At 63.5% G+C, this 25,890-nt stretch carries 15 protein-coding genes, 4 rRNA genes and 2 pseudogenes; 2 read left to right on the plus strand and 19 right to left on the minus strand.

Annotation, left to right across the window (positions count from 1 at the left end):
• Positions 1–13 precede the first annotated feature (13 nt).
• The 8 genes and pseudogenes from OM977_RS18700 to rpmB form a co-directional block, all read right to left on the minus strand.
• Positions 14–1,537: ribosomal RNA gene (locus OM977_RS18700) — 16S ribosomal RNA — on the minus strand.
• Between the two features lie 1,540 nt (positions 1,538–3,077).
• Positions 3,078–3,311 (minus strand): annotated as a pseudogene (locus OM977_RS18705) (ATP-binding protein); the annotation flags it as partial.
• A 293-nt stretch (positions 3,312–3,604) separates the two neighbouring features.
• A 5S ribosomal RNA gene (gene rrf, locus OM977_RS18710) occupies positions 3,605–3,721 on the minus strand.
• Positions 3,722–3,966: 245 nt separating this feature from the next.
• A 23S ribosomal RNA gene (locus OM977_RS18715) occupies positions 3,967–7,092 on the minus strand.
• Between the two features lie 523 nt (positions 7,093–7,615).
• Positions 7,616–9,139, minus strand: a 16S ribosomal RNA gene (locus OM977_RS18720).
• Together the 16S, 23S and 5S rRNA genes form the textbook arrangement of a ribosomal RNA operon.
• A 597-nt stretch (positions 9,140–9,736) precedes the next feature.
• Positions 9,737–10,042: a 30S ribosomal protein S14 gene (gene rpsN / locus OM977_RS18725; RefSeq protein WP_043485315.1), complete on the minus strand. Its 306-nt coding sequence runs from the start codon at positions 10,040–10,042 to the stop codon at positions 9,737–9,739.
• Between the two features lie 4 nt (positions 10,043–10,046).
• Entirely contained in the window at positions 10,047–10,214 is a 168-nt protein-coding gene (rpmG, locus tag OM977_RS18730) for a 50S ribosomal protein L33 (protein WP_013602737.1), read from the minus strand.
• The gene (gene rpmB / locus OM977_RS18735; protein ID WP_011693744.1) at positions 10,214–10,450 is read right to left on the minus strand and encodes a 50S ribosomal protein L28; all 237 of its coding nucleotides are present in this window, start codon (positions 10,448–10,450) and stop codon (positions 10,214–10,216) included. Before rpmB ends, rpmG begins: the two co-directional genes overlap by 1 nt.
• A gap of 477 nt (positions 10,451–10,927) precedes the next feature.
• On the opposite strand from rpmB, the gene OM977_RS18740 reads away from it, so the two are divergent.
• Positions 10,928–11,590 (plus strand): FAD:protein FMN transferase, encoded by a 663-nt coding sequence (locus OM977_RS18740; RefSeq protein ID WP_264355370.1) that lies wholly within the window; start codon positions 10,928–10,930, stop codon positions 11,588–11,590.
• Positions 11,591–11,615: 25 nt separating this feature from the next.
• On the opposite strand, the gene OM977_RS18745 is transcribed toward OM977_RS18740, so the two are convergent.
• From OM977_RS18745 to OM977_RS18755, 3 genes are all read right to left on the minus strand, one after another.
• Positions 11,616–13,010 carry a GH1 family beta-glucosidase gene (locus tag OM977_RS18745; protein ID WP_264355371.1) on the minus strand — a complete coding sequence of 465 codons (1,395 nt, stop codon included), beginning with the start codon at positions 13,008–13,010 and terminating at the stop codon, positions 11,616–11,618.
• 118 nt (positions 13,011–13,128) lie between these two features.
• The gene (locus OM977_RS18750) at positions 13,129–13,890 is read right to left on the minus strand and encodes an SGNH/GDSL hydrolase family protein (RefSeq protein ID WP_264355372.1); all 762 of its coding nucleotides are present in this window, start codon (positions 13,888–13,890) and stop codon (positions 13,129–13,131) included.
• An 87-nt stretch (positions 13,891–13,977) separates the two neighbouring features.
• Entirely contained in the window at positions 13,978–14,460 is a 483-nt protein-coding gene (locus OM977_RS18755) for a MarR family winged helix-turn-helix transcriptional regulator (protein WP_264355373.1), read from the minus strand.
• Between the two features lie 101 nt (positions 14,461–14,561).
• On the opposite strand from OM977_RS18755, the gene OM977_RS18760 reads away from it, so the two are divergent.
• Positions 14,562–14,849 carry a YciI family protein gene (locus tag OM977_RS18760; protein ID WP_264355374.1) on the plus strand — a complete coding sequence of 96 codons (288 nt, stop codon included), beginning with the start codon at positions 14,562–14,564 and terminating at the stop codon, positions 14,847–14,849.
• A 104-nt stretch (positions 14,850–14,953) separates the two neighbouring features.
• Here OM977_RS18760 and OM977_RS18765 read toward each other — a convergent pair whose 3' ends face one another.
• The 8 genes and pseudogenes from OM977_RS18765 to OM977_RS18800 all read right to left on the minus strand — a co-directional run.
• Positions 14,954–16,018 (minus strand): siderophore-interacting protein, encoded by a 1,065-nt coding sequence (locus tag OM977_RS18765; RefSeq protein WP_264355375.1) that lies wholly within the window; start codon positions 16,016–16,018, stop codon positions 14,954–14,956.
• A complete protein-coding gene (locus tag OM977_RS18770; protein ID WP_264355376.1) occupies positions 16,015–16,839 on the minus strand; it encodes an ABC transporter ATP-binding protein in 825 nt (274 codons plus the stop codon). The genes OM977_RS18765 and OM977_RS18770 overlap by 4 nt, the downstream gene beginning before the upstream one ends.
• 1 nt (position 16,840) lies before the next feature.
• Positions 16,841–17,881: a FecCD family ABC transporter permease gene (locus OM977_RS18775; protein WP_264357479.1), complete on the minus strand. Its 1,041-nt coding sequence runs from the start codon at positions 17,879–17,881 to the stop codon at positions 16,841–16,843.
• Positions 17,882–17,952: 71 nt separating this feature from the next.
• A complete protein-coding gene (locus tag OM977_RS18780) occupies positions 17,953–19,026 on the minus strand; it encodes a FecCD family ABC transporter permease (RefSeq protein ID WP_264355377.1) in 1,074 nt (357 codons plus the stop codon).
• A 9-nt stretch (positions 19,027–19,035) separates the two neighbouring features.
• Positions 19,036–20,085: an iron-siderophore ABC transporter substrate-binding protein gene (locus tag OM977_RS18785; RefSeq protein ID WP_264357480.1), complete on the minus strand. Its 1,050-nt coding sequence runs from the start codon at positions 20,083–20,085 to the stop codon at positions 19,036–19,038.
• A gap of 315 nt (positions 20,086–20,400) precedes the next feature.
• Positions 20,401–21,141: a hypothetical protein gene (locus OM977_RS18790; protein WP_264355378.1), complete on the minus strand. Its 741-nt coding sequence runs from the start codon at positions 21,139–21,141 to the stop codon at positions 20,401–20,403.
• Positions 21,142–21,369: 228 nt separating this feature from the next.
• A complete protein-coding gene (locus OM977_RS18795) occupies positions 21,370–24,831 on the minus strand; it encodes an ATP-binding protein (RefSeq protein WP_264355379.1) in 3,462 nt (1,153 codons plus the stop codon).
• A 254-nt stretch (positions 24,832–25,085) separates the two neighbouring features.
• A pseudogene (locus tag OM977_RS18800) lies at positions 25,086–25,889 on the minus strand (DUF4194 domain-containing protein); the annotation flags it as partial.
• Position 25,890 lies beyond the last annotated feature (1 nt).

Below are 25,890 nucleotides of genomic sequence, written 5' to 3' on the forward strand. Positions count from 1 at the left end.
AGGTGCTCCTTAGAAAGGAGGTGATCCAGCCGCACCTTCCGGTACGGCTACCTTGTTACGACTTAGTCCCAATCGCCAGTCCCACCTTCGACAGCTCCCTCCCACAAGGGGTTAGGCCACCGGCTTCGGGTGTTACCAACTTTCGTGACTTGACGGGCGGTGTGTACAAGGCCCGGGAACGTATTCACCGCAGCGTTGCTGATCTGCGATTACTAGCGACTCCGACTTCATGGGGTCGAGTTGCAGACCCCAATCCGAACTGAGACCGGCTTTTTGGGATTAGCTCCACCTCACAGTATCGCAACCCTTTGTACCGGCCATTGTAGCATGCGTGAAGCCCAAGACATAAGGGGCATGATGATTTGACGTCGTCCCCACCTTCCTCCGAGTTGACCCCGGCAGTCTCCTATGAGTCCCCGCCATAACGCGCTGGCAACATAGAACGAGGGTTGCGCTCGTTGCGGGACTTAACCCAACATCTCACGACACGAGCTGACGACAACCATGCACCACCTGTAAACCGACCGCAAGCGGGGCACCTGTTTCCAGGCGTTTCCGGTTCATGTCAAGCCTTGGTAAGGTTCTTCGCGTTGCATCGAATTAATCCGCATGCTCCGCCGCTTGTGCGGGCCCCCGTCAATTCCTTTGAGTTTTAGCCTTGCGGCCGTACTCCCCAGGCGGGGCACTTAATGCGTTAGCTACGGCGCGGAAAACGTGGAATGTCCCCCACACCTAGTGCCCAACGTTTACGGCATGGACTACCAGGGTATCTAATCCTGTTCGCTCCCCATGCTTTCGCTCCTCAGCGTCAGTTAATGCCCAGAGACCTGCCTTCGCCATCGGTGTTCCTCCTGATATCTGCGCATTTCACCGCTACACCAGGAATTCCAGTCTCCCCTACATCACTCTAGTCTGCCCGTACCCACCGCAGATCCGGAGTTGAGCCCCGGACTTTCACGGCAGACGCGACAAACCGCCTACGAGCTCTTTACGCCCAATAATTCCGGATAACGCTTGCGCCCTACGTATTACCGCGGCTGCTGGCACGTAGTTAGCCGGCGCTTCTTCTGCAGGTACCGTCACTTTCGCTTCTTCCCTACTGAAAGAGGTTTACAACCCGAAGGCCGTCATCCCTCACGCGGCGTCGCTGCATCAGGCTTGCGCCCATTGTGCAATATTCCCCACTGCTGCCTCCCGTAGGAGTCTGGGCCGTGTCTCAGTCCCAGTGTGGCCGGTCACCCTCTCAGGCCGGCTACCCGTCGTCGCCTTGGTGAGCCATTACCTCACCAACAAGCTGATAGGCCGCGAGTCCATCCAAAACCACAATAAAGCTTTCCACCCCCCACCATGCGATGAGGAGTCATATCCGGTATTAGACCCAGTTTCCCAGGCTTATCCCAGAGTTAAGGGCAGGTTACTCACGTGTTACTCACCCGTTCGCCACTAATCCCCCCACAAGTGAGGTTCATCGTTCGACTTGCATGTGTTAAGCACGCCGCCAGCGTTCATCCTGAGCCAGGATCAAACTCTCCGTTGAAGTAAAACAAAAACAGACACAACCACCACCCCCGGGAAAACGGGAGAAAATGGCCGCACAAAATTTGAAACCAGCTGTAAAAACCAGACCACACCACGGGGTGGCATAATCCAGTCAATTCAACCAATTAATAATAAATTGGTATCAACAAACTTGGCACACTATTGAGTTCTCAAACAACAGACACACCCGGCACCACCACAACATCTCAGCCGTGGATCGCTCCGGAGCAACTTTTCAAACTTACCCGGTTCCAGCCCCCGACGCAAATCCCGCTTCCAGGACCCACACCAGCAACCAAACCAACCCCACCCGAACCCGCAGCGCACAAAACGCCAACCAGATCCTGGCCTTGAAAATTTTAGGGGATTGGCCGCCTCCGGTTCCCAGCATTCCCGCTGGTCTCCCTCTCGGCGACTTAGAAAACAATACACCCACCCAACCCCCACCGCAACTCCACCCGACATGGCCTCGCTACCCCGCTAAATCCGCGCCAGCACTGGCCGCGATGGCCCCTCAAGCCCTCCGAACGAGCCCCGCGGATACAAACACATTCTGTGCGTTGAGTCACCCCGGCGGGCCCTGCGTCCCGCCATGATGGGCCGACACTCGAGTGGCACCGCCGTCCAGCTCGCTACGTAATCACTGGCCGGCGTTCAGGGGCCACGCGGAGACTCGCGGTCACTGCGACCGCTCCTCCCGAGCGGAAACCAGTTGCAGCCTCGGCCCGGTCCTTCGGTAAGTGCCCGTACCACTTCGGTGATCCCGAAGACACGGTCATCGCCGCTCAATTGCCAACCGGCTCCATACGGCGCCGTACGACGTGCCTTAGAAGTGGTCACACCTGGCCCTGCGCCAGGTCGCCTGCGATCAGTTCACCGCTGCCCGCTTCGTGTTGTCGACGTAGCGATCCCGCCTACCGCTGACCCGTGGACGCCTCCGGGCACATCTGCGGAGGCGACGCGAAGCCAGAGCCGCCAGGGAATCTGGGAGTGTCTGAATAACGGTGGATCCGGGGTTGGCCCTGACACGCCGGGCGTTGCCTGGCGGGAAGGACCTGCGAAGCGACGCAACCCGTGTGGCCCGGTGGGGCCCTTCGTGAGGTGGACTTCGCGGGACGAATAGACCAGGACTGTGGAACCTGATTCGACCGGGCCTGGGCCAGCTTCGGTTCGGCCACCGCGGAGGCCGCGTTACCCGACGCGTGGGCCGCCGGCCCACCTATGGCTGCCCGCCCTCGGTCCGACCGTCTCGTTCTTCCCTCGGGTTGAGTAGCAAGCCGTGGAGGCAGTGGGATGGTCCTCTCGGAACCGCCGCGGAGTCCGCACACCGGCCAGGGAAGAGCAATCCGACTCTCCCTGGGTACTGTCGAATTCGGATCCGCGCCTTTGGGCGCAGAGGACCCGTGGCCCTGTTGCGTCGGATAGTCCTGAGTCGGTCATCGGGAGACTCCGGGTTTCGGCCGTCGTATCAGCGCCGGTCGAAAAGTGAGCCGATTCACGGGGTGAAAACTGAGCCAAACTGATCCACGTTGACCAAATTATTCTGCCGTATTTTCGGGTCTTGTCGAGGGCAGCGATTCGATCCGGCGGTTCCTAAGCCCGCAACTGGAGCCTTTAGGGGTGACGACCTCTGCGTGGTGGACGATGCGGTCGATCATCACGGAGGCGACGACTTGGTCTCCGAAGACATCGCCCCCGCGGGCCAAACTCCGGTTCGAGGCCAAGATCAGCGAGGCGTGTTCATAGCGTGAGGGCACTAGCTGGAAGAACAGTCCGAAGCGTCGGCCTGTTCGCGTGTACCGTATCCGATCGATATGTTCTGCCTCGTGCTGCTGGGAGCAACATGCTCACTGGAGTCCGGCGGGATGTCGTCTGCGGAGGTCCCGCCGCCGCCTCTCTCGCAGGGGCCGGTGGTGGGCGCCCGGAGGCGGGGACGGGACGGGGCGGCCACGGGCCGGGGCGGGGACGGGCTCTGCCCGGCGGTTGTGGCGGGTTGTTTGGTGGTGGGGGGTTAAATGCGGGAGAGCCTCCAGACGGTGTCTGGAGGCTCTCGACCGTAATTTATGTCCGGCGGTGACCTACTCTCCCACACCCTCCCGGGTGCAGTACCATCGGCGCTGTGGGTCTTAGCTTCCGGGTTCGGGATGGGACCGGGCGTTTCCCCCACGCTATGACCGCCGTAACCCTGTTACCCGTCCCCCGGGCGCCTGGGCGTCGGGGGTGGGAAATCTGTGGTTACAACATGTGCTCCCCGCCCTTTGGGGGCGGGGGTGGTGTTGTTATTCAGTTGTGGTTTTGTTCCCGTGGCAACAAAGCCGGCGGGACCGGGTTTGTTGGTTGGGAACCACATAGTGGACGCAAGCAGTCTTGTTTCTTTGTACCACCCCTGGGTGCGAACCCCTTTTGAACGGGTTCGCGGGGTGGTGTGTGGTGTAAGTTATCGGCCTATTAGTACCGGTCAGCTTCACGAGTCGTTAGTCCTCGCTTCCACATCCGGCCTATCAACCCAGTGGTCTGGCTGGGGGCCTCTCACACACAAGGTGTATGGAAATCTCATCTCGAAGCGAGCTTCCCGCTTAGATGCTTTCAGCGGTTATCCCATCCGAACGTAGCTAATCAGCGGTGCACTTGGCAGTACAACTGACACACCAGAGGTTCGTCCGTCCCGGTCCTCTCGTACTAAGGACAGCCCTTCTCAAATTTCCTGCGCGCGCAGCGGATAGGGACCGAACTGTCTCACGACGTTCTAAACCCAGCTCGCGTACCGCTTTAATGGGCGAACAGCCCAACCCTTGGGACCTACTCCAGCCCCAGGATGCGACGAGCCGACATCGAGGTGCCAAACCATGCCGTCGATATGGACTCTTGGGCAAGATCAGCCTGTTATCCCCGAGGTACCTTTTATCCGTTGAGCGACGGCCATTCCACAATGTACCGCCGGATCACTAGTCCCGACTTTCGTCCCTGCTCGAGATGTCTCTCTCACAGTCAAGCTCCCTTGTGCACTTACACTCGACACCTGATTGCCAACCAGGCTGAGGGAACCTTTGGGCGCCTCCGTTACTTTTTAGGAGGCAACCGCCCCAGTTAAACTACCCATCAGGCACTGTCCCTGACCCGGATTACGGGCCGAAGTTAGATGTCCAAAGTGACCAGAGTGGTATTTCAACGATGACTCCACCCGAACTGGCGTCCGGGCTTCAACGTCTCCCACCTATCCTACACAAGCCACTCCGAACACCAATACCAAACTATAGTAAAGGTCTCGGGGTCTTTCCGTCCTGCTGCGCGTAACGAGCATCTTTACTCGTACTGCAATTTCGCCGAGTTTATGGTTGAGACAGCGGGGAAGTCGTTACTCCATTCGTGCAGGTCGGAACTTACCCGACAAGGAATTTCGCTACCTTAGGATGGTTATAGTTACCACCGCCGTTTACTGGGGCTTGAATTCTCAGCTTCGCCTTGCGGCTAACCGGTCCTCTTAACCTTCCAGCACCGGGCAGGAGTCAGTCCGTATACATCGTCTTGCGACTTCGCACGGACCTGTGTTTTTAGTAAACAGTCGCTTCCCCCTGGTCTCTGCGGCCCCTGCACGCTCCGGACAGCTTGTGTCCATCACGATGGGGGCCCCCCTTCTCCCGAAGTTACGGGGGCATTTTGCCGAGTTCCTTAACCATAATTCTCTCGATCGCCTTAGTATTCTCTACCTGATCACCTGTGTCGGTTTGGGGTACGGGCGGCTAAAACCTCGCGTCGATGCTTTTCTCGGCAGCATAGGATCACCAAATCCCCCCATACGGGGGTCCCATCGGGTCTCAGGCATCATGAACGGCGGATTTGCCTACCGTTCGCCCTACATCCTTAGACCGGGACAACCATCGCCCGGCTTGGCTACCTTCCTGCGTCACACCTGTTAATACGCTTGCCTCCCAGGATCAGGTCCCGCGCTCCACCAAAACCCTTCCACCACAAGGGCGGTCGGGCAGGTCTCGGGCGGTTAGTATCCCCTGTTCAGCATGGGCGGTTTTTCGCCGGTACGGGAATATCAACCCGTTGTCCATCGACTACGCCTGTCGGCCTCGCCTTAGGTCCCGACTTACCCAGGGCAGATTAGCTTGACCCTGGAACCCTTGATCATTCGGCGGACGGGTTTCTCACCCGTCTTTCGCTACTCATGCCTGCATTCTCACTCGTGTAGGCTCCACCGCTGGTTTACACCGCGACTTCACTGCCCACACGACGCTCCCCTACCACTCCAGACGCCTGAACCACGAAGGCTAGGCACATGTCTGAAATCCACAACTTCGGCGGTGTACTTGAGCCCCGCTACATTGTCGGCGCGGAATCACTTGACCAGTGAGCTATTACGCACTCTTTTAAGGATGGCTGCTTCTAAGCCAACCTCCTGGTTGTCTTCGCAACTCCACATCCTTTCCCACTTAGCACACGCTTAGGGGCCTTAGTTGGTGGTCTGGGCTGTTTCCCTCTCGACTATGAAGCTTATCCCCCACAGTCTCACTGCTGCGCTCTCACTTACCGGCATTCGGAGTTTGGCTGACGTCAGTAACCTTGTAGGGCCCATTAGCCATCCAGTAGCTCTACCTCCGGTAAGAAACACGCAACGCTGCACCTAAATGCATTTCGGGGAGAACCAGCTATCACGAAGTTTGATTGGCCTTTCACCCCTACCCACAGCTCATCCCCTCCATTTTCAACTGAAGTGGGTTCGGTCCTCCACGACGTCTTACCGTCGCTTCAACCTGGCCATGGGTAGATCACTTCGCTTCGGGTCTAGATCACGCCACTGCAACGCCCTATTCAGACTCGCTTTCGCTACGGCTTCCCCACACGGGTTAACCTCGCGACGTAACACTAACTCGCAGGCTCATTCTTCAAAAGGCACGCCGTCACAACTACAAGGTTGCTCCGACGGATTGTAAGCACACGGTTTCAGGTACTGTTTCACTCCCCTCCCGGGGTACTTTTCACCTTTCCCTCACGGTACTGGTCCGCTATCGGTCATTAGGGAGTATTTAGGCTTATCAGGTGGTCCTGACAGATTCGCACGGGATTTCTCGGGCCCCGTGCTACTTGGGATACTTCACCAGGCGGTACACAACATTTCGGTTACGGGGCTCACACCCTCTCTGGCCGGCCTTTCAAGACCGTTCACCTATGCCTGTACTACTCACCCCACTGTCCCGGCAGAGACAGAATGGGAAGTCCCACAACCCCGACCATGCAACGCCCGCCGGCTATCACACATGGAACGGTTTAGCCTGATCCGCGTTCGCTCGCCACTACTGACGGAATCACTATTGTTTTCTCTTCCTGCGGGTACTGAGATGTTTCACTTCCCCGCGTTCCCTCCACGCACCCTATGTGTTCAGATGCGGGTCACCAGGCAGCTCGCGCCCCTGGCGGGGTTTCCCCATTCGGACACCCTGGGATCACAGTCCGGTTATCGACTCCCCCAGGCTTATCGCAGATTCCTACGTCCTTCTTCGGCTCCTAATGCCAAGGCATCCACCGTGTGCTCTTAAAAACTTGACCACAAAAGATCAAAAACGCTATTTCGAGAGAACCACGAAAACCACCCGGACACCACCACCACAACCCAAAAGGGCCACAGCACGCAGTACCCGGACAGATCCAGGTTCATATTCTTGGAAATTGCTTCTTATAAAAGATGCTCGCGTCCACTATGTAGTTCTCAAACAACAACCCCGTACCACACACCCCACACGAACCCCCACAAAAGGAGGGCCAAACCGTGCGCTCGGTGCAGCCAGGAAACCAGAAACAAACCAGTCCCGGAAGTTACCTCCCGGTCCTGTTGTCTCAGGACCCAACAGTGTGCCAAACACTAAACCGCCCGTACCCGCCCCCGCACCGTTCCAGGACACCCTCAAGAGGGGATCCGTACTGGGTGCCGGGAAAGAACCGACGGCCGCTATTCGTTGATATTCCACCCGTGAGCACCCGCCGCAGAACAAACGTCTGCGCAACGGGCGTACTCCTGACAACCCCACCACACGGGCATGCGCCCGGCAGGGTGGTTGTAGGTGCTCCTTAGAAAGGAGGTGATCCAGCCGCACCTTCCGGTACGGCTACCTTGTTACGACTTAGTCCCAATCGCCAGTCCCACCTTCGACAGCTCCCTCCCACAAGGGGTTAGGCCACCGGCTTCGGGTGTTACCAACTTTCGTGACTTGACGGGCGGTGTGTACAAGGCCCGGGAACGTATTCACCGCAGCGTTGCTGATCTGCGATTACTAGCGACTCCGACTTCATGGGGTCGAGTTGCAGACCCCAATCCGAACTGAGACCGGCTTTTTGGGATTAGCTCCACCTCACAGTATCGCAACCCTTTGTACCGGCCATTGTAGCATGCGTGAAGCCCAAGACATAAGGGGCATGATGATTTGACGTCGTCCCCACCTTCCTCCGAGTTGACCCCGGCAGTCTCCTATGAGTCCCCGCCATAACGCGCTGGCAACATAGAACGAGGGTTGCGCTCGTTGCGGGACTTAACCCAACATCTCACGACACGAGCTGACGACAACCATGCACCACCTGTAAACCGACCGCAAGCGGGGCACCTGTTTCCAGGCGTTTCCGGTTCATGTCAAGCCTTGGTAAGGTTCTTCGCGTTGCATCGAATTAATCCGCATGCTCCGCCGCTTGTGCGGGCCCCCGTCAATTCCTTTGAGTTTTAGCCTTGCGGCCGTACTCCCCAGGCGGGGCACTTAATGCGTTAGCTACGGCGCGGAAAACGTGGAATGTCCCCCACACCTAGTGCCCAACGTTTACGGCATGGACTACCAGGGTATCTAATCCTGTTCGCTCCCCATGCTTTCGCTCCTCAGCGTCAGTTAATGCCCAGAGACCTGCCTTCGCCATCGGTGTTCCTCCTGATATCTGCGCATTTCACCGCTACACCAGGAATTCCAGTCTCCCCTACATCACTCTAGTCTGCCCGTACCCACCGCAGATCCGGAGTTGAGCCCCGGACTTTCACGGCAGACGCGACAAACCGCCTACGAGCTCTTTACGCCCAATAATTCCGGATAACGCTTGCGCCCTACGTATTACCGCGGCTGCTGGCACGTAGTTAGCCGGCGCTTCTTCTGCAGGTACCGTCACTTTCGCTTCTTCCCTACTGAAAGAGGTTTACAACCCGAAGGCCGTCATCCCTCACGCGGCGTCGCTGCATCAGGCTTGCGCCCATTGTGCAATATTCCCCACTGCTGCCTCCCGTAGGAGTCTGGGCCGTGTCTCAGTCCCAGTGTGGCCGGTCACCCTCTCAGGCCGGCTACCCGTCGTCGCCTTGGTGAGCCATTACCTCACCAACAAGCTGATAGGCCGCGAGTCCATCCAAAACCACAATAAAGCTTTCCACCCCCCACCATGCGATGAGGAGTCATATCCGGTATTAGACCCAGTTTCCCAGGCTTATCCCAGAGTTAAGGGCAGGTTACTCACGTGTTACTCACCCGTTCGCCACTAATCCCCCCACAAGTGAGGTTCATCGTTCGACTTGCATGTGTTAAGCACGCCGCCAGCGTTCATCCTGAGCCAGGATCAAACTCTCCGTTGAAGTAAAACAAAAACAGACACAACCACCACCCCCGGGAAAACGGGAGAAAATGGCCGCACAAAATTTGAAACCAGCTGTAAAAACCAGACCACACCACGGGGTGGCACAATCCAGTCAATTCAACCAATTAGTAATAAATTGGTATCAACAAACTTGGCACACTATTGAGTTCTCAAACAACAGACACACCCGGCACCACCACAACATCTCAGCCGTGGATCGCTCCGGAGCAACTTTTCAAACTTACCCGGTTCCAGCCCCCGATGCAAATCCCGCTTCCAGGACCACACCAGCAACCAAACCAACCCCACCCGAACCCGCAGCGCACGAAACGCCAACCAGATCCTGGCCTTGAAAATTTTAGGGGATTGGCCGCCTCCGGTTCCCAGCATTCCCGCTGGTCTCCCTCTCGGCGACTTAGAAAACAATACACCCACCCAACCCCCACCGCAACTCCACCCGACATGGCCTCGGTCACCGCGGGTCACCACGGCGGCCAGTCGGCACAAAAGCAAGGCAGCTGGCTTAAACGCAAGAAGGGCCGGCAACCAAACGGTTGCCGGCCCTTCTCAAGCCACTGGCATCAAGCGTGCTGAATTACCAGGAAGACTTCGTGATGCCCGGGAGCTCACCGCGGTGAGCCATGTCGCGGAAGCGAACACGGGAGATGCCGAACTTCTGGAAGGTACCGCGCGGGCGGCCATCGATGATGTCGCGGTTACGCAGACGTACCGGAGAAGCGTTGCGGGGCAGCTTCTGCAGGCCGAGGCGAGCAGCTTCGCGCGCTTCGTCGGTTGAGTTGGGATCAACCAGAGCCTTCTTCAGTTCGAGGCGCTTTGCAGCGTAACGCTCGACGATGACTTTACGCTGTTCGTTCTTAGCGATCATTGACTTCTTAGCCATGTGTTTAGCGCTCCTCTCGGAATTCGACGTGCTGGCGGATTTTGGGGTCGTACTTCTTCAGAACCATGCGGTCCGGATCGTTACGACGGTTCTTGCGCGTCACGTAGGTGTAACCCGTGCCCGCGGTCGACTTGAGCTTGATGATCGGACGTACGTCCTTGTCCTTTGCCACTAGAGCTTCACTCCTCGTGCCAGGATGGCGGCTACGACTACGTCGATGCCACGCACGTCGATGGTCTTGATGCCACGTGCAGAGACCTGCAGGGTGACATTACGGCGCAGGGACGGAACCCAGTAGCGCTTCTTCTGGATGTTCGGGTCGAACCGGCGCTTGTTGCGACGGTGCGAGTGCGAAATGCTGTGTCCAAAGCCCGGCTCGGCTCCGGTCACCTGGCAGTGTGCTGCCATGACGACTCTCCTAAAATAAATGAAACAGTTGGCGGAGTTCCCGCCTAACCGTGCGACAGGCAGCGTCCGCATCCAGCCCCCACATCATTTTGTCGACGCAACGTTCAGGCAGTCGGCGCAAACCGGCTGTTGTCCTCACTGCGGCGAAGATAGTGGGCCACGGTCACGGGCGGCGGATACCTTTCGGAAAGCCGCTGCAGAGTACCGGGATACTGGGCGAATACAGGAGTGCACGCAACTTGAGCCCCTAACTACCGGCCATCAGGACTGTCGTTGCTGCAGACAAATCCCGCCAACCGGAGCAATTGCACACGCTCCGCGCCACCTAGCGCCTACCAAGTCTACGAGCTTGGCGAATTAAAGACCAATCCACCACCGTGGGGTGTATAAGGGCCAGCGACAAGAGTTCCGCCAAGACATATCTGCACCGTAGGCCTCTCACAGCGAAATAATAGGGGCGGGGCGGACGCTGGTGTCATGAATCCACGACTCCAGTCCGCTGCTGCAGCGGGGACGCGCCGACAGGCCGGCGACACGGACCGCCCTCACGGCGCGCCAGACGCGTTCCGGTCGCAGTCCCGGCGGCGGTTGTTCCGAGCCGACCTGCTGACAGTGCTCGCACCGTCCGTGGCCGGCGCAGTGGCGTTGTGGCTGGCCGACGGTGTGCTCGACCTGTCGGGGACCATCAAGGGCTACGCCATCCGGCGGTCGGGCGCCGCCCTCCGGGGCGTTGGGCTGGAGGATTGGTGCCTGAATGCCGGCGGTGACGTGCTGGTGAGCGGCTCGCCCGAGCCGGGTTCGGGGGTGCCGTGGCAGGCAGGGATAGTCGATCCGGCCGACCGAAGAAGACTCGCCACGGCTGTCCCGCTGGGCGGTGCCGGCCGCTTTACCGCCCTGGCAACGTCCGGCTCAGCGGAGCGTGGAGACCATATCTGGACGGCCGGCGCGGGCCTGGCCGACTTCGTCCAGGTGTCGGTGGTCGCCCTGGACATTGTCACCGCCGACGTACTGGCGACAGCGATTGTGGCCGGCGGCCGTCCGATGCTGGACCGGGCAACGGACGAGTGGGAGGTCGAAGTGCTCGCCACGCTGCCCGACGGCGGGCTGCTGGGGACACCGGGGTTTCGGGCGTCGAGTTAGCGATGTCGCGTTAGTCGGGTTGCAGTCACGGTGCAGGCGGCAACGCGTTTTGCGCGGCGACGCCGGCATACCAGCGGCCGCTGGCTTTGGGGATGCGTTGCTGCGATTCGTAGTCCACCCGCACCAGCCCAAAACGCTGGTGGTAGCCGTAGGCCCATTCGAAGTTGTCCATCAGGGACCACGCCAGGTATCCGCGCACGTCCACCCCGTCGGCCACCGCCGCGTGGAGGGCTCGAAGGTGGGCGTCGAAGAAGGTGAGGCGGTCCTGGTCGTCGACGAAGCCGTCGGCATCGGGGACGTCCTCGTAGGCAGCCCCGTTCTCGGTGATGTAGATCGGAATGCCGGCCGGTCCCGTGTATTCCTGTTGCACCCGGTTCAGCAGCCGCCGGAGTCCGTCGGGCTGGACTTCCCACCCCATCCCGGTGACCGGCAGGCCCCGCGGCACGGAATGTGCGCCGTCGGCGGCAACAAAGGGCGACGGCTGCGCCGTGGCCGTTGGGGGCGACTTCGTGACGGCTTCGCCGTGGTAGTAGTTCACTCCGAGCAGGTCGATCGGCTCGGCGATGACTTCCAGGTCGCCCGCGCGGATGACGTCGGCCAGACCGAGGTGGGACACGTCCGCCAGCAGATCGGCGGGGTACTCGCCGCGGAACAGCGGGTCCAGGAAGATCCGGTTGAACTGGCCGTCGAGGCGGCGCGCGGCGTCGCGGTCCCCCTCGTCCGCGGGGTCGACCGGGTCGAAAACGTTGAGGTTGAGCGTGATCCCGAGTTTCGCCTCCGGGTCCCGGGCGCGCAACCGCTGCGTGGCGAGGCCGTGGCCCAGCAACAGGTGGTGGGCGGCGGCGAGCGCCGCGGCAGGTTCCGTGCGGCCCGGTGCGTGGACTCCTTCGGCGTAGCCCAGGAACGCGGAGCACCATGGCTCGTTCAGGGTGGTCCAGATGCGGACACGGCCGCCCAGGGCCTCGTGCATCACCGCCGCATAGTCAGCGAAGCGTTCCGCGGTTTCCCGGTTGGCCCAGCCGCCCTCGTCCTCCAGGGCCTGCGGCAGGTCCCAGTGGTAGAGGGTCAGCCACGGCGTGATGCCGGCAGCGAGCAGCTCGTCGACCAGCCTGGAGTAGAACCGGATGCCGTCCGGGTTGGGCGTCCCACCGTCCGGCATGCACCGCGCCCACGACGTGGAGAAGCGGTAGGCCGACAGGTTCAATTCCCCCATCAGGGCAACATCCTGCGCCGAGCGGTGGTAATGGTCGCAGGCCACCTCGCCGTTATGGGCATCGGCAACGGCCCCGGGCTTGCGCGCGAAGGCATCCCAGATGGAGTCCTGCCGGCCGTCTTCGTGCGCGGCCCCCTCGATCTGGTACGCGGCCGTCGCCGCGCCCCAGAGAAAGCCTTCTGGAAATTCGAGTGGCGTGGTGCTCATCGTTGAACTGCTCCTTGCGTGATTTCGAAAACCAGTTGAGTAGTAGTCCACACAGTGTGCCAGCCAGCTAGGGCCGATGCCTGGTCCCGGGCTCGACGATCCCTATATTCGACGATTCCTATAGATGAGTGAGCTGGCCGTACCGCGGCGCCAGGCCGTCGCCGGAGGACTTCCCGGTGACGCGGCGGACCACCCACGGCGCGGCGAATTCGCGGACCCAGCGTGCGTTAGCGCGGATCGTCTCGGTCCGGCTCAGTTCCGGCACCGGCGTCATGGGCGGGACGTCGATCGAATGGTCGTGCTCCAGCACGGTCAGGACGCGTTTGGCCATATTCGCGTGTCCGGCCGCGGACATGTGCATCCGGTCGGTGTCCCACATGCCCCAGTCGTAGTACTCGCTGAAGCGCCAGTAATCCACCAGGAGCGCGCCGTGGTCGCCCGCGATTCCGCGGACCAGTTCGTTGTAGATGGCGGTGCGGCCGCGCGTGGTGCCGAAAATCTTGGAGCCGCGGGAGTCGAATCCGGTGAACATGACAATGGTGGCACCCGTGGCCTTGAGCTTGCGGATGCCGGCGTCGTAGTCCACCAGCAGGTCATCGATGTCGATCTTGGGCCGCAGGATGTCGTTGGCACCGGCGTAAATGCTCACCAACGTGGGCTTAAGGGCGACGGCGGCGTCCACCTGTTCGGCCATAATCTGGCGGAGCTTCCGGCCGCGGATAGCCAGGTTCGCATACCCGAAGCCCGGATCCGCGGCACCGAGCTGTTCTGCCACGCGGTCCGCCCAGCCCCGGACATTGTTGGGCCGGGTGGGGTCTTCGTCGCCGACGCCTTCGGTGAAGGAGTCTCCGAGGGCTACGTAGCGGGAGGTGAAATCCATGGAGCCAGTCTGCCAGCAGTTGCCCCGAGCAAACAAAGCATGCGGGCCGCACGATGGTTCCGGTGCACCATCGTGTGCGACAGGCTGTTACTGGCTTTCGCGCAGGATCCAGTGGTCGTCGTCGAGGCGGGCCACGATCTTCTCACCGATCCGGGCCAGGTCGGCGACGTCGTCCTCGCTGAGGGCATCAAGGAACAGGGACCGGACGGCCTCGACGTGCCCGGGAGCGAGCTGTTCGATGGTATCCATGCCGGCGTCCGTGAGGTGGGCCGTGGTGACCCTGGCATCTCCCGGATGCTGACGGCGTTCCAACCAGCCACGGTTTTGCAGCTTGGTGACCACATGTGAAAGCCGGGAGAGGGAGGCGCTGGTGCGTGCGGCGAGTTCGCTCATGGGCAAGAACCGATCCTCCGCCTCGGAGAGCATCGCCAGCACGTTGTAGTCGAAAAGGGAGAGCTTCCCGGCACCGTGAAGCTGGGTGTCCAGGGCCGCTGGCAGCAGCGTATTGATGCTCAGCTGGGCCAGCCAGGCCCGGCGTTCGTCGGCGTTGAGCCAGCGCGGTTCGGTCATGGGTCCATTCTAGGAGTCTTGAAGCTTGACCGTTCAACCGAGGACCTGACCCCGTGGATCGGTCCCGGGGCGTGCGGCGAGGCAGGCGGTAGGCTGACCGTATGTACGTCGTCTCCCTGACCTATAAGGTCCCCGAAGAGATCGTTGAATTTCATCTCCCCGCGCACGTGACGTGGCTGCAGGCGGCCTTCGACGAGGGCGTTTTTCTGGTTGCCGGGCGGAAGATTCCCCGCACCGGCGGGCTGCTGCTCTCCAACACCGACCGGGGAGCCCTGGACGCCGCGCTGGCCAAGGATCCGTTCTACATCAACGGCGTGGCCGAGTTCGAGGTCATGGAGTTCCACGCCAACCGGGTGGCTCCCGGCTACGAGAACCTCCTGGACGGCTAGCGTCATCGGCTGGCGTCCTCGGCGTCCCCTCAATCTCCGGCCGTTTCCTGACTGCCGTTCCCTTACCATTCGCCGTTCCCCACCGCTCGTGAGGGAACGCCGGGTCAGAGTTCGGCCTTCCCCTGCCGCCAGTAGCCCATGAACGCCACCTGTTTCCGGTCAATACCCACGTCCCGGACCAGATAGCGCCGCATGTCCTTGATGGCGCCCGCTTCACCGGCAAGCCAGGCATAAAACGGCAGCGCACCGGCGGGGGTGTCCGGGTTCCTGCCAGCGCCGATGGCCGCGGCGTCCATCCGGGCCGGAGTCTCCCAGAGGATTTCCTTATCCACGTTGACATCCTCGGGCTCGGGCCCGGCTGCCCGCTCCGGAGCCCTGATGCCTACCCAGCCCGGGAGCGGCACTGCAGCGCGGACCGCTTCCTGCAGGAGCTGGCCGTGCGGAACCGGGCTTGCCGCAGCACCACGCGCAAGCCAAGTGATGTCGACGTCCGCCGCTGTCCCCAGCTTTTGAAAGTCGCTTATTTCGGGGACCTCCAGGATGGCGTGCCCACTCATATAGTCCGGGAGGCTCTCGAGGATGGCGCTGATGGCGGGAACCGCCGTCTCGTCGCCGGCCAGCAGCACGCGCTGGGCCAGGCCGGGCCGCCATTCGATGCCCGAGTAGTGTCCTGCCGTGACGCAGTGTGCTGCCCTGTTGTTGGGCCCGATCAGGGTGATCGCATCCCCCGGTTTGGCACCCAGTGCCCAGTGCGCCGCCGGGCCGCCGTGGCCGGCGTCGTCAACGTGCAGCACGAAGTCGACGTCGATCTCGGGGTAGACGGCGTCGAGGCGTTCCCGGCGCACTGTGTAGGTCCGCATGGAGCCCCGGGTGGCCGGGTCCCGGGCGAGCCAATCCTGGTACCAACCCGTCTGTTCGGTCCGGAGTTCGGGCAGCGGGAGCGTGCTGCCGTCGTCGCCCAGGGACGGGATCATGAGCTTGATCCGCAGGTCGAGGGTGTTGCCGTGCACGCCGAAGTCCCGCAGCGAGTAGCCGCCGAACGTGATCCGGCGGAAAGTCGGCGTGAGTTGCTGGACGGCCGTGACCTGGACTTCGAACGCCATGGTCATCGGTTCCGCGGCGGATTGCCGGGCATGGTCGGTGCGGAAGGTGCTGTTGGCTGCGGTCATGGGATCAGCTCCAGGGTGGTTGTGGCGGCGGAATGGGCGTGGTGGCGGCCAAGCGGGATGATCAATGGCGCTCCGGAAACCGGGTCCGGAGCTACCCGGCAGTCCAGGCCGAAGACGTCCTTCACCATGTTTTCTGTGACCACGTCCCGGGCGGCGCCTTCGGCCACGATCCGTCCTCCCTTCATGGCGATGACGTGGTCCGCGTACCGGGCCGCAAGGTTGAGGTCGTGCAGCACGATCACCACGGTGGTGCCGCGCTGACGGTTGAGGTCGGTGATGAGGTCCAGGACCTCCACCTGGTGGGCGAGGTCCAGATAGGTGGTCGGCTCATCGAGGAGCAGCACGTCGGTTTCCTGGGCGAGGGCCATCGCGATCCATACGCGCTGGCGCTGCCCGCCAGAGAGCTCGTCCACGTTCCGGTCGGCGAGCTCCAGAGTGTTCGTCGCGGTGAGCGCCTCCTGTACAGCCCGCTCGTCGTCGGCACACCAGGACCGGAAGAACCCTTGGTGCGGGTAGCGGCCGCGGCCCACGAGGTCGCGGACCGTGATGCCGTCCGGCGCCGTCGGATGCTGTGGGAGTAGCCCCAGGCTGCGTGCGAGCTGGCGGGCGGGCCGGGCGTGGATGTCGGTGCCGTCCAGCGTGACCATGCCGAAGGCAGGCTTAAGCAGCCGGGACAGGCCGCGGAGCAACGTGGATTTCCCGCAGGCGTTGGCGCCGACGATCATGGTGATTTTTCCCGGCGGAATCTGAGCAGTCAGCCCCTCGATGACCGTGCGCTGGCCGTAGGTGAGTGTCAGGCCGGCGGTGTTCAAGACTGCCATTTCAGGCGTCCTTTCGGTTGGAGCTGACCAGCAGCCAGAGCAGGAAGGGCCCGCCGAGCGCCCCGGTGACCACGCCGACGGGCAGGACGGTTCCGTCAAGCAGCAGCGGGGCGATGTTCGCCGCAAGGTAATCCGCCGCGAGGACGATCAGCGCGCCGGCCAGGGCCGAAGCCGGGAGGCTCGCCTTGCGGACGAATCGACGGGCGATCGGACCGGCGAGGAAGGCCACAAAGGCGACCGGGCCGGCCGCCGCCGTTGCGGCAGCAGCGAGGGCGACGGCGGTGACCACCACCGCCAGGCGCGTGTTCCCGACCCTTACACCGAGTCCCGCTGCGGCATCGTCGCCCAGTTCGAGGATGCGCAGGCGCCCGACCAGGAAGATGACGGCCGGGACCAGGACGAGCAACGCAAGGCCGAGCACCCCGGCCCGGTCCCAGCTTGCGGAGTTCAGCGAGCCGTTGAGCCAGACGAGGGCGTCAGCGGCGGTGCGGATGTCCGCGCGGGTCATCAGGAAGCTGACCACGGCCTGGAGCGCGGCGGCGATTCCGATCCCGGCGAGGATCAGGCGGTTGCCGGCAGCATCGCCCCGGCCTCCGGATGACACCCCGGAGCCCAACGGCCCGCCGCGCGAGATGGCGTAGATGAGTGCGGCGACGCAGAGCGCACCGGCCAGGGCCGCGCCGGACACGGCGGCACCCGAAGCCCCGAAAACCACGATTGCGGTGACGGCTGCCGCGCTTGCCCCGTAACTGATCCCGATCACGTCGGGGCTGGCCAGCGGATTGCGCAGCATGGTCTGGAACAGCCCGCCGGAGAGCCCGAAAGCAGCGCCGATTAGCGCCCCGATCACCGCCCGCGGCAGCTTGTTCTCCATCACGATGAAGCTTGCGCCGGCGATCTTCGGACCGCCGGTGAAGTGGGCTGTCAGGATCCGGAAGAAGTCCGGGATTGTGACGGTGTAGCTGCCCAGCAGCACACCCGCGGCGAAGAGGACCACGACGGCAAGCGCCAGCACGGCCGTGCGCCAGTGTTGCGCTTTCAGTTTTGGTCGCTCAGCCGCGGTTTTAGCGACGGGAAGTGATAGCGCAACGGGGGTTTTTGCTTCGGCGAGTTTCACAGCCCGGCCCCCTTCCCGCGCCGGACCAGCCACACGAACACGGGCGCGCCCACAAGGGCGGTCATGATCCCGGCGGGAACCTCGCCCGGAAGCAGGATGACACGGCCGGCCACGTCGGCCGCCAGCAGCAGCGCCGGGGCCAGGATCATCGACAGCGGCAGGATCCAGCGGTAGTCCGGGCCGGTCATGAAACGTACAGCGTGCGGAATGACGAGGCCCACGAACCCGATGGGCCCCGCCAGTGCGGTCGCCGAACCGCACAGCAGGACAATCCCCAGCGCGGTGACCCCGCGGACGACGCCCACGCGCTGGCCCAGGCCGCGGGCAATATCGTCGCCGAGGGCCAGGCCGTTCAGGATCCGCCCGGTGGCGAGCACAATTCCCGCGCCGAGCACCAGGAACGGCACGCCCGGGAGCACTACGGACCAGTCACGGCCCGCGATGCCCCCCACCTGCCAGAACCGGAAGCGGTCCAGCGTGTCCTGGCTGGAAACCAGGATGACGTTCATCAGCGAGAAGAGTCCCGCGCTCAGGGCGGCGCCGGCGAGGGCGAGCTTGACCGGCGTCGCGCCGTCCCGGCCCAGCGAGGCGATCAGATAGACGACGGCGGCCGCGGCCGCGGCGCCGATGAACGCGAACCAGATGTAGCCGGTCAACGAGGAAATCCCGAACACGTAGATTCCGGTGACGACGGCCAGCGCGGCGCCGGCGTTGACGCCCATGATGCCCGGATCTGCGAGGGGGTTCCGTGCGACGCCCTGCATGGCGGCTCCCGCCAGCCCCAGCGCAGCCCCGGCGAGCAGGCCCAGGACGGTTCGTGGGATGCGAGCGTGCACCACGGCGTGGTCGCCGTTGGCCGGGTCGAACCGCGTCAGCGCCTGCCACAGAATGTCCGGCGCCAGGCCGCGGGCTCCGATCGCCAGGGACGCGGCGGTCACGAGTACCAGTACGACGACGGCGGCCAGCAGCCACGCGGGACGGCCGCGGCGGGCGGGGGCCGGCTGACCCGGCCCGTCAACAGCGGAAGTTGCGCGGGCGGGCGGGACCGCCGTCGTCGTTACTGGATTCATGGGTGCTGGCTACTTCGCTGCTTTATCTGCCGCGCTGGCCAGCTGCGGGAGGAAGGTATCCAGGGACCAGGGCAGGCTCAGGGGCGAGGAGGCGGAGATGGAGAGCGTGAGCGTGTTGTCCGAGTCCGCCACGAGTGCGCCGCTCTTGACGGCGGGAATCTGGCCGAGCAGCGGGTCCGCGGTGATCGACCCTGTGGTGGCAGCGTCAGGTACCCAGGTCACGAAGATGTCCGAGTCCAGTTCATTGGCCTTTTCGGCGGACCATGGGATGAAGAACTCCTCGGAGCCCTTGGAATTCTCTTCAACCACGGGGGCCAGCTTCATGCCGAGCGAGTCGAGGAAGCGGGGCCGGTTGTCGTTGGCGGTGTAGACATTGACGCCGTCGCTCTTGGCGGGCTCCAGATTGCCGTAGATGTAGGTCTTGCCGGCCAGCTGCGGGTACTTGGACACCTTGTCCTTGATGGTGGCTTCGGTGTCGGCGATCAGTTTCGTGGCCTCCGCTTCCTTGCCGAGGGCGGTGCCGATCATGCTGGTCGTTTCCTGCCAGGGAGTGCCGTACGCGATGTCCGGATAGGCGACCACGGGGGCGATTTCGCTGAGCTTCTTGTAATCCTCTTCTTTCAGGCCGGAGTAAGCGCCCAGGATGACATCGGGGTCGAGCTTGGCGATTTCGGTGAAGTTGACGCCGTCCGCCTCGGAGAACTGAACCGGAGCCGCGTCTGAGCCGAAGCCCGCGCCGAGCTTTTCCAGCGCGGCATCCTTCCACGGCGTGGAACCAAGATCATTGCCGCCCCACTCGTTCTTCGGGAGGCCAACCGGGACCACGCCGAGGGCGATCGCAACGTCGTCGTTGACCCAGGACACGGTGACGACGCGCCTGGGCTGTTCCGGGACGGTGGTTTCGCCGAAGGCGTGCTTGATGGTGACCGGGAAGTCCGAGCTGGCGGTCTGAGCTGCGGAGTCGGCCGGCGCGGAGGCGGCTGGGCCGGTGGAGCAGGCGCTCAGCGTAAGGACGGCTACGGCCAGCACGGCTGCCGTCCTTGCGGCGGCTGCACTCATTCGAGCCTTGCCGAATAGGCCGGGGCGGGCAGAGGCAGCCGGCAGCGCCAGAGAAACAGGGGGAGTCATGAAGGTCCTTAGGTCAATGATGCGAACCTAAGTAAGGCTAGCCTATCCTTCTGTGCATTAGGGAACGTTCTCGTAACGTAATTGTACGGCTGCGTGCTTTTGGCAATTTCAGGCAGAATAAGCACGCCCCCGACAGATCGAAGGCCTGGCCACTCGCACGTCCCACTTCCTGGAGCGCGCTCAGGGCCGGCAAGCTGACGGGCCGGACTTGTCGAACCCGGATTCGACAAGTCCGGCCGGCGGCGGTCAGCTGTAGGAGAGGCTCAACAGCAGTGCCCTGAGGGCCTGCCCCTCGGCACCTGCCAGCCACGACTTGGCCGCCTCATCGCTGGCGAAGGGCTTTTCGATGAAGTGGACTTCGGCCACCAGCACGCCCTGCGCGGTCCGGATGATGCCATCAAGCGCCATCTCCGCGCCGGGGATCGGGGCGCCCGCCGTCAAGTGCATGCGGTACGTCGCAATCTCATTCACTCGGTCCACGTAGAACGAGTACTGCGCCGCCGGCGCAGGCTGGCCCCGCAGTCCCGGAACGGGTACGGATTCGAAGACCGTCCTGGTCACCGGGCTCGTCACCCCATCGGCGATCTGCCCGGAGTACACCGTGGCCTGCTTGGTGCCGGCCGCGTCGTAAACGGTGGCCGTTCCCACGAACGGCGAGCCTCCCACACTGAAGAGCTCCACCCGCCAGTCAACCGGGTGTTTGAAGGATACGTGGCCGTCCGGGAAGGTGTACGTCGCCAGGCCTGCCGGCGCGGGAGCGGACGACGGCGGTTCGCTGGCCGCCGTCGTCGGGCTGGTCGGCTCGGGACTCGAGGTGGCGGGAGCGGCTGTGCCCGGGGCCGACACGGCACTCGCAGATCCCGACGGGTTGGCAACGGCCCCGGGCGACGCATTTCCGCCCGAAGTTCCGGCACCGCAGCCGGTCAGGGCAAGGGTTGCAGCGGTTGCGACGGCGGCGACGAAGGGTGCGCGATGCGAAGAGCGCATGGTGATGCCTTTCTTGAGGGCGCCCTCAAGCTCGGCGGGGGTGAAAAGGCTTGCGCACCGCGGACGGAGAGTTCCGCGATGCCCCCGGGTGGAGCGGGCGAGGAGTTGATGCTCAAAAGAGTCGCACGCCACTCAGGCGCGGCACCAGAGTCACAGTAATAAATCCATCGATTTGTTATATTTATCCGCGATAAAGCCGATAACACTCGCCGCGCTTGATCCGAGGGCTCAGCGCAGGACGATGTCCACCGGGTTGGCCTCGGAACGCCAGCTTCCCTCGATCCCGGCGCGCGGACCGATCACGGGAGCGGTCAGCACCCCGGAGCGGTTGGTGCGTTTGTCCCGCAGGATCTCCGTGACCGAGCCCAGATGCCGGGACAGGTCGATCACGTTCTCCGGGGCGGCCAGCAGCAACTGGAACCCAAACTCATGCAGCGCCTTGATACCGGCACCGGCAAATTCCTCCGACGCGAGGACGAACGCCTCGTCCATCATCACGGTCCCGTAAGTGGTGAAGCCCTGTTCGGCAATGCCCAGCTGGTAGCTCAACGCTGCCGCCATGATGAACGCGGTGAACCGCTGCCGCTCGCCGCCGGACATGGAACCGGTATCCGCGTGCATGAACACCTCGGTCTTCTTGGAGCCCTTTCCTGCACCCTTGGCGCCGGTGCCCTCCACCTCGCGGTGCTCCTTGCACTGGATGAACAGGTGTCCGCGGACGTCCAGCACTTCCGCACGCCACCGGCGGTCCTCCGGCGTCTGCGAGCTCAGCCGCTTGACCAGCGTTTCGAGCGATTTGTAACGGCTGGTGAGCTCGGCGTCGTCGTCAGTCTCCGCAGTGCCGGCCTTGACGGGGCGCGTGTGCCGGATTTTGAGCGCGTTCTGGATGGCGTCCTTGAACTGCTTGGCCGTGGCGGGAAGGGTCTGCTTGATGTCGAGTTCCAGGAAGCTGCCCTCGTGGAAGTTCACCTCGGACAGGATGCCGTTGAGCGGGAGGATGCGGGTGGTGATGGAGCGGCGCTCCTCGTCCAGCAGATGCAGCAGGGTGCTGAAGGACTCGTGCGTACGTTGGTTGAAGAACGCGCGGAACTCGAGCTCTTGCGCCGGCAGCCCGTCGCTGACAATGGCGTGGTAGCGGGACTCGAACTCCCCTGCGGCCCCGATGGACGTTCCGTGGTCCGCCGAAATCGCGGTTCCCCATTCGCGGACGAAGCCCTCAAAGATGCGGGTGAGCCGCTCCGAGGTGGCCTGTCCGCCGGACTCCGCCGTGTGCAGTTCGGCAAGGAGCCGGGTCCGGACCTGGTTGGCGAGATTGTCCAGTTCATGCATCTCCAGGACGTCGCCGAAGCCGGCGAAGTACGGTTCCAGCGCGGCCACGGTGGCGTCCGACGGCGGCGACTGTGCCAGCCGGCCGCGCGCGGCGTCCAACAGCGCGTCTGCAGCCGTGAGCCGCGAATCGAGCGCCTTGTACTCGCTCTGCAGCACAGCCGCGGCCTCGGTGCTGGACTGGTGTTTGTGCCGCGCGGCTTCGATATTTCCGCGCAGGGGCTCCAGGTCGGCCTGCGCTGCGAGGGCATCCCTGAGCCGCTGCTCGATCCGGGCGAGGTCCTCCGCGGCCACGGCGGCCGAGACCTGCTCCCACGGCCGGTGGTCCTCGGCCACCCGGCGGAGGGCTTCGAGCTGCCGGGTCATCCCCTGATGCGATTCCTCCCGGCTCTGCGCCAACTCGGCGGCCTTGGCCAGGTCCTGCTGCAGGTCCTCGACCTGTCCGGCCACCAGATCAAGTTTGGAGGCGTTGTCGAAGCCGAGGACATAGTCCTGGCGGGACGTGAAGCGGTCATCCTTTTCCACGGTGTGGCGGTTGCGCTTGACCACACCGCCCAGGCTCAGGCCCTTGTCCAGGCGGGAGAGCTCATCCGGGTCCTCGACACACGGGTAGGCAAAGTCCAGGGCGATCCGTTCGCGGATCCACTCGCCGGCCTCCCCCGCCGGTCCCGTGGTGAGGATGTCCAACTTGCGCAGAAGATCCGTGTCCGCCGCGTCCTCGACGGCCAGCGCGCCCCCGGCGAGCGGCTTCGAGACGTCCACCGCGCGCAGGGCGCCCCGGACCGAATGGTCGTTGAGATACCGGGTGACCGCGGCGAAGTGCTCGCCCGGGACCAGCAGCGTGGTGGCGAGGCTGCGCAGCGCGCGCTCGGCGGCAGGCCGCCACCGATCCTGCCCCTCGGCAAGATCGATCAGCTCGCCGCCGAAGGGCATGTTTTCTTCGGCAATCCCCGTGGCGGCCGCGATGGCGCTGCGGTTCTCGATGCTCGACGGCGGCAGCAGGGACTTGCGCGTCTTCAGCGAGACGAGCTCCTGCTGGGCTGCTGCCAACTCACGTTTTTTGGTGGCGTGGCCGTCGAAGGCCTCAAAACGCAGCTCCTTGAGCGCTTCCGAGTCGTCGGCCAGCTCAGCCGAGCGGGCGGCCGCGTGTGCGTGCGCCTGCTCCCAGCCGGCTGCCGTCCACTCCAGTTCCAGGCCGGCGTCGGAGAGCGCCTGGCGCGCCGATTCCTCCACCTGCTGGCGGAGTTTGAGCCCCACCCGCGCGTTCTCCAGCGACTGCTCGATCGCGGAGATCGCGTTGCCGCCCTGGTTGTTGTAGTCGGTTTCGAGCTGGCGGAGCTCCTTGGCCAGGCCGTCCCGGATGCCCCGTTCGGCCCCCAGCTCCTTTGCCTTCGCCTGGGCCAGGTCCTTGAGCCGGGCGAGCGTCTTCTCATGCACGGTGACGGCCAGCTGCTGCTTGTAGGCCTCGAATTCCTCCCCGGCAAGGTCCCGCAGCCGGTTGGCATCCAGCAGGGACTGGGCGTACTCCTTGTTCAGAGCGGGCACCGGGGCCAGCTGGTCCCGCTGCTGCCGGACGTCCTCAAGGCGCTGCCGGATGGACATCAGGTTGCTGAATTCCTCGACGACGTCGTCCGCGGCGGACAGCGTGGCGGGGGCATCCAGGACCTGGTCGCGGAAGAAGGTGTTGACGCTGCCGCCCAGGCCCTTGCCGGCCTGGATGACGCGCAGCAGCGGCAGGGCCTGGTCCGAATTGATGCCCAGCAACCGGCGGAAGCGCTCCGCGAAGGCCTTGTGCACGTCGAAGACCTGGGCATCCGGGAAGATGGCGTCCAGGACCGACTTGGTGAACCGCTTCTCCGCAACGCCCTCGATCGCGGTGAGATCCAACGGCTTGTTGTCGATCAGGTAGTACCGCCCGACGCTGGACTCCGTGCCGTTCTTCGGCAGGTCGAACAGCGCCGAAACCGTCACCCGGGTGCCGGCGGCGTTATCGAAGGTCAGCGCCACGGCCGACCAGGTGGCGCCGGGACGCTGGAAGGCACTCGCCGAGCCCTCGCCGACCGCCTTGTCCCCCACCTTGCCGCGCATGTACGTGAAGGTGGTCCGCTTGTCCTCGACAGCGCCTCCGGCCCGCTGCGCCGCCGCCTCGTTGGAGCGGGGACGGGCGTCAAAGACCCGGAGCATCGCGTCGAACAGCGTGGACTTGCCGACGCCGGAATTGCCGGTCAACAGCGTGCCGTTGCGGTCCACGTGCATCGTGTGCGCGCCATGGAATGTGCCCCAATTGACTACCTGCACGAGGGCGAGGCGCATCTGGCCCGGGTTCGTCAGCTCGCCCATCGGCAGCATGGTTGCGATGCTCATCTGGCTGCCTCTGCTTCGTCGGTGTGGCTGGGTGACGACGACGGCGATGCCGCCCCCGTCCCTTCGCCGGACAGCATTCGTCCTGCGGACGACGCTGCCGGCTCCGACAGCGGCCCCGGACTTCCCAATGTTCGCAAGCTCGCATCGGGGCCCTCGTCCGGTCCCTTAGATGCCACTCCCGGGGCGGCATCGCCGTCGTCGTCGCTGGTCAGCTCACCTTCGGCATCCGTAGCGGCTGCTGCCTCGTTGTCATCCTCGCCTTCGGCCGTCTCGCCGTCGTCGTCGTCCTCCGTGTCGTCCTCGGCGGGCTTGTCGGCATCGAACTCCAGCAGGGGTTCTGTTCCTGCCTGGTCGGTGCTGGCCGCGATAAGGGCTTCGATTTGGGCGGGAATGTCGCCGATGTTTTCGAAGGGGAGGGCCAGGGGGAGGGCGTTGGAGATGGTGTAGACCTCGTCCAGGCCGGTGGTGAGGAGGAGCTGGCGGGCCAGGAGCTTGGTGATGGCGCGGTTGACGACGTCGGAATCCCGCAGGGCGTCCTGCTGGCCAGAGGGCTGGTAGTGGGCCACGAGTTCGGCGATTTCCTCGCGCGTGATCGTGGGATCCGTCTGGGCGGTGACGTGGCGGTCCAGCAGCAGGCGGAGGCGGAGCAGCACGATTGTTTCGATCCGGCTCAGGGCGCGTTGCTGGCGCAGGATGCTGGAGCGGGTGCCGCCGCCGATGGCCTCCGGGTCCACCGGTCGGAGCACGGCGACCTTCCGTTCGTGATCCAGCTGCAGGGTGAGGAACAGTTCGGACAGGCGGCTGCGGAGGATCAGCTGGTTGTCCAACAGCGTGGTCCACAGTTTTTCGTCCCGGCCGCCGTCGACGTACGGGCCTTTGAGGAGTTTCACGAGGGCTTGGCGGACCTTCATCGGGAGCACACCGGTGTCGCCGGGGAACAGGGCGGCGCCGTCCACGAAGGTGTCCCGCGGGGCGACGGTGAAGGGATCGGTGTGGAGGTGATCGCCGGAGGTCTCGTCGGGCGCGACCGCCGCCGTCGCCGTGATGTCGTCAGTCATC

The organism is Pseudarthrobacter sp. MM222, from assembly GCF_947090775.1.
Taxonomy (GTDB): Bacteria; Actinomycetota; Actinomycetes; order Actinomycetales; family Micrococcaceae; genus Arthrobacter.

What these genes read in the sequence shown, in the direction of transcription:
- rpsN (WP_043485315.1), bottom strand. Translation starts at nt 10,042, where the DNA reads ATGGCTAAGAAGTCAATGATCGCTAAGAACGAACAGCGTAAAGTCATC.
- rpmB (WP_011693744.1), bottom strand. Translation starts at nt 10,450, where the DNA reads ATGGCAGCACACTGCCAGGTGACCGGAGCCGAGCCGGGCTTTGGACAC.
- OM977_RS18740 (WP_264355370.1), top strand. Translation starts at nt 10,928, where the DNA reads ATGAATCCACGACTCCAGTCCGCTGCTGCAGCGGGGACGCGCCGACAG.
- OM977_RS18745 (WP_264355371.1), bottom strand. Translation starts at nt 13,010, where the DNA reads ATGAGCACCACGCCACTCGAATTTCCAGAAGGCTTTCTCTGGGGCGCG.
- OM977_RS18750 (WP_264355372.1), bottom strand. Translation starts at nt 13,890, where the DNA reads ATGGATTTCACCTCCCGCTACGTAGCCCTCGGAGACTCCTTCACCGAA.
- OM977_RS18755 (WP_264355373.1), bottom strand. Translation starts at nt 14,460, where the DNA reads ATGACCGAACCGCGCTGGCTCAACGCCGACGAACGCCGGGCCTGGCTG.
- OM977_RS18760 (WP_264355374.1), top strand. Translation starts at nt 14,562, where the DNA reads ATGTACGTCGTCTCCCTGACCTATAAGGTCCCCGAAGAGATCGTTGAA.
- OM977_RS18765 (WP_264355375.1), bottom strand. Translation starts at nt 16,018, where the DNA reads ATGACCGCAGCCAACAGCACCTTCCGCACCGACCATGCCCGGCAATCC.
- OM977_RS18770 (WP_264355376.1), bottom strand. Translation starts at nt 16,839, where the DNA reads ATGGCAGTCTTGAACACCGCCGGCCTGACACTCACCTACGGCCAGCGC.
- OM977_RS18780 (WP_264355377.1), bottom strand. Translation starts at nt 19,026, where the DNA reads ATGAATCCAGTAACGACGACGGCGGTCCCGCCCGCCCGCGCAACTTCC.
- OM977_RS18785 (WP_264357480.1), bottom strand. Translation starts at nt 20,085, where the DNA reads ATGAGTGCAGCCGCCGCAAGGACGGCAGCCGTGCTGGCCGTAGCCGTC.
- OM977_RS18790 (WP_264355378.1), bottom strand. Translation starts at nt 21,141, where the DNA reads ATGCGCTCTTCGCATCGCGCACCCTTCGTCGCCGCCGTCGCAACCGCT.
- OM977_RS18795 (WP_264355379.1), bottom strand. Translation starts at nt 24,831, where the DNA reads ATGAGCATCGCAACCATGCTGCCGATGGGCGAGCTGACGAACCCGGGC.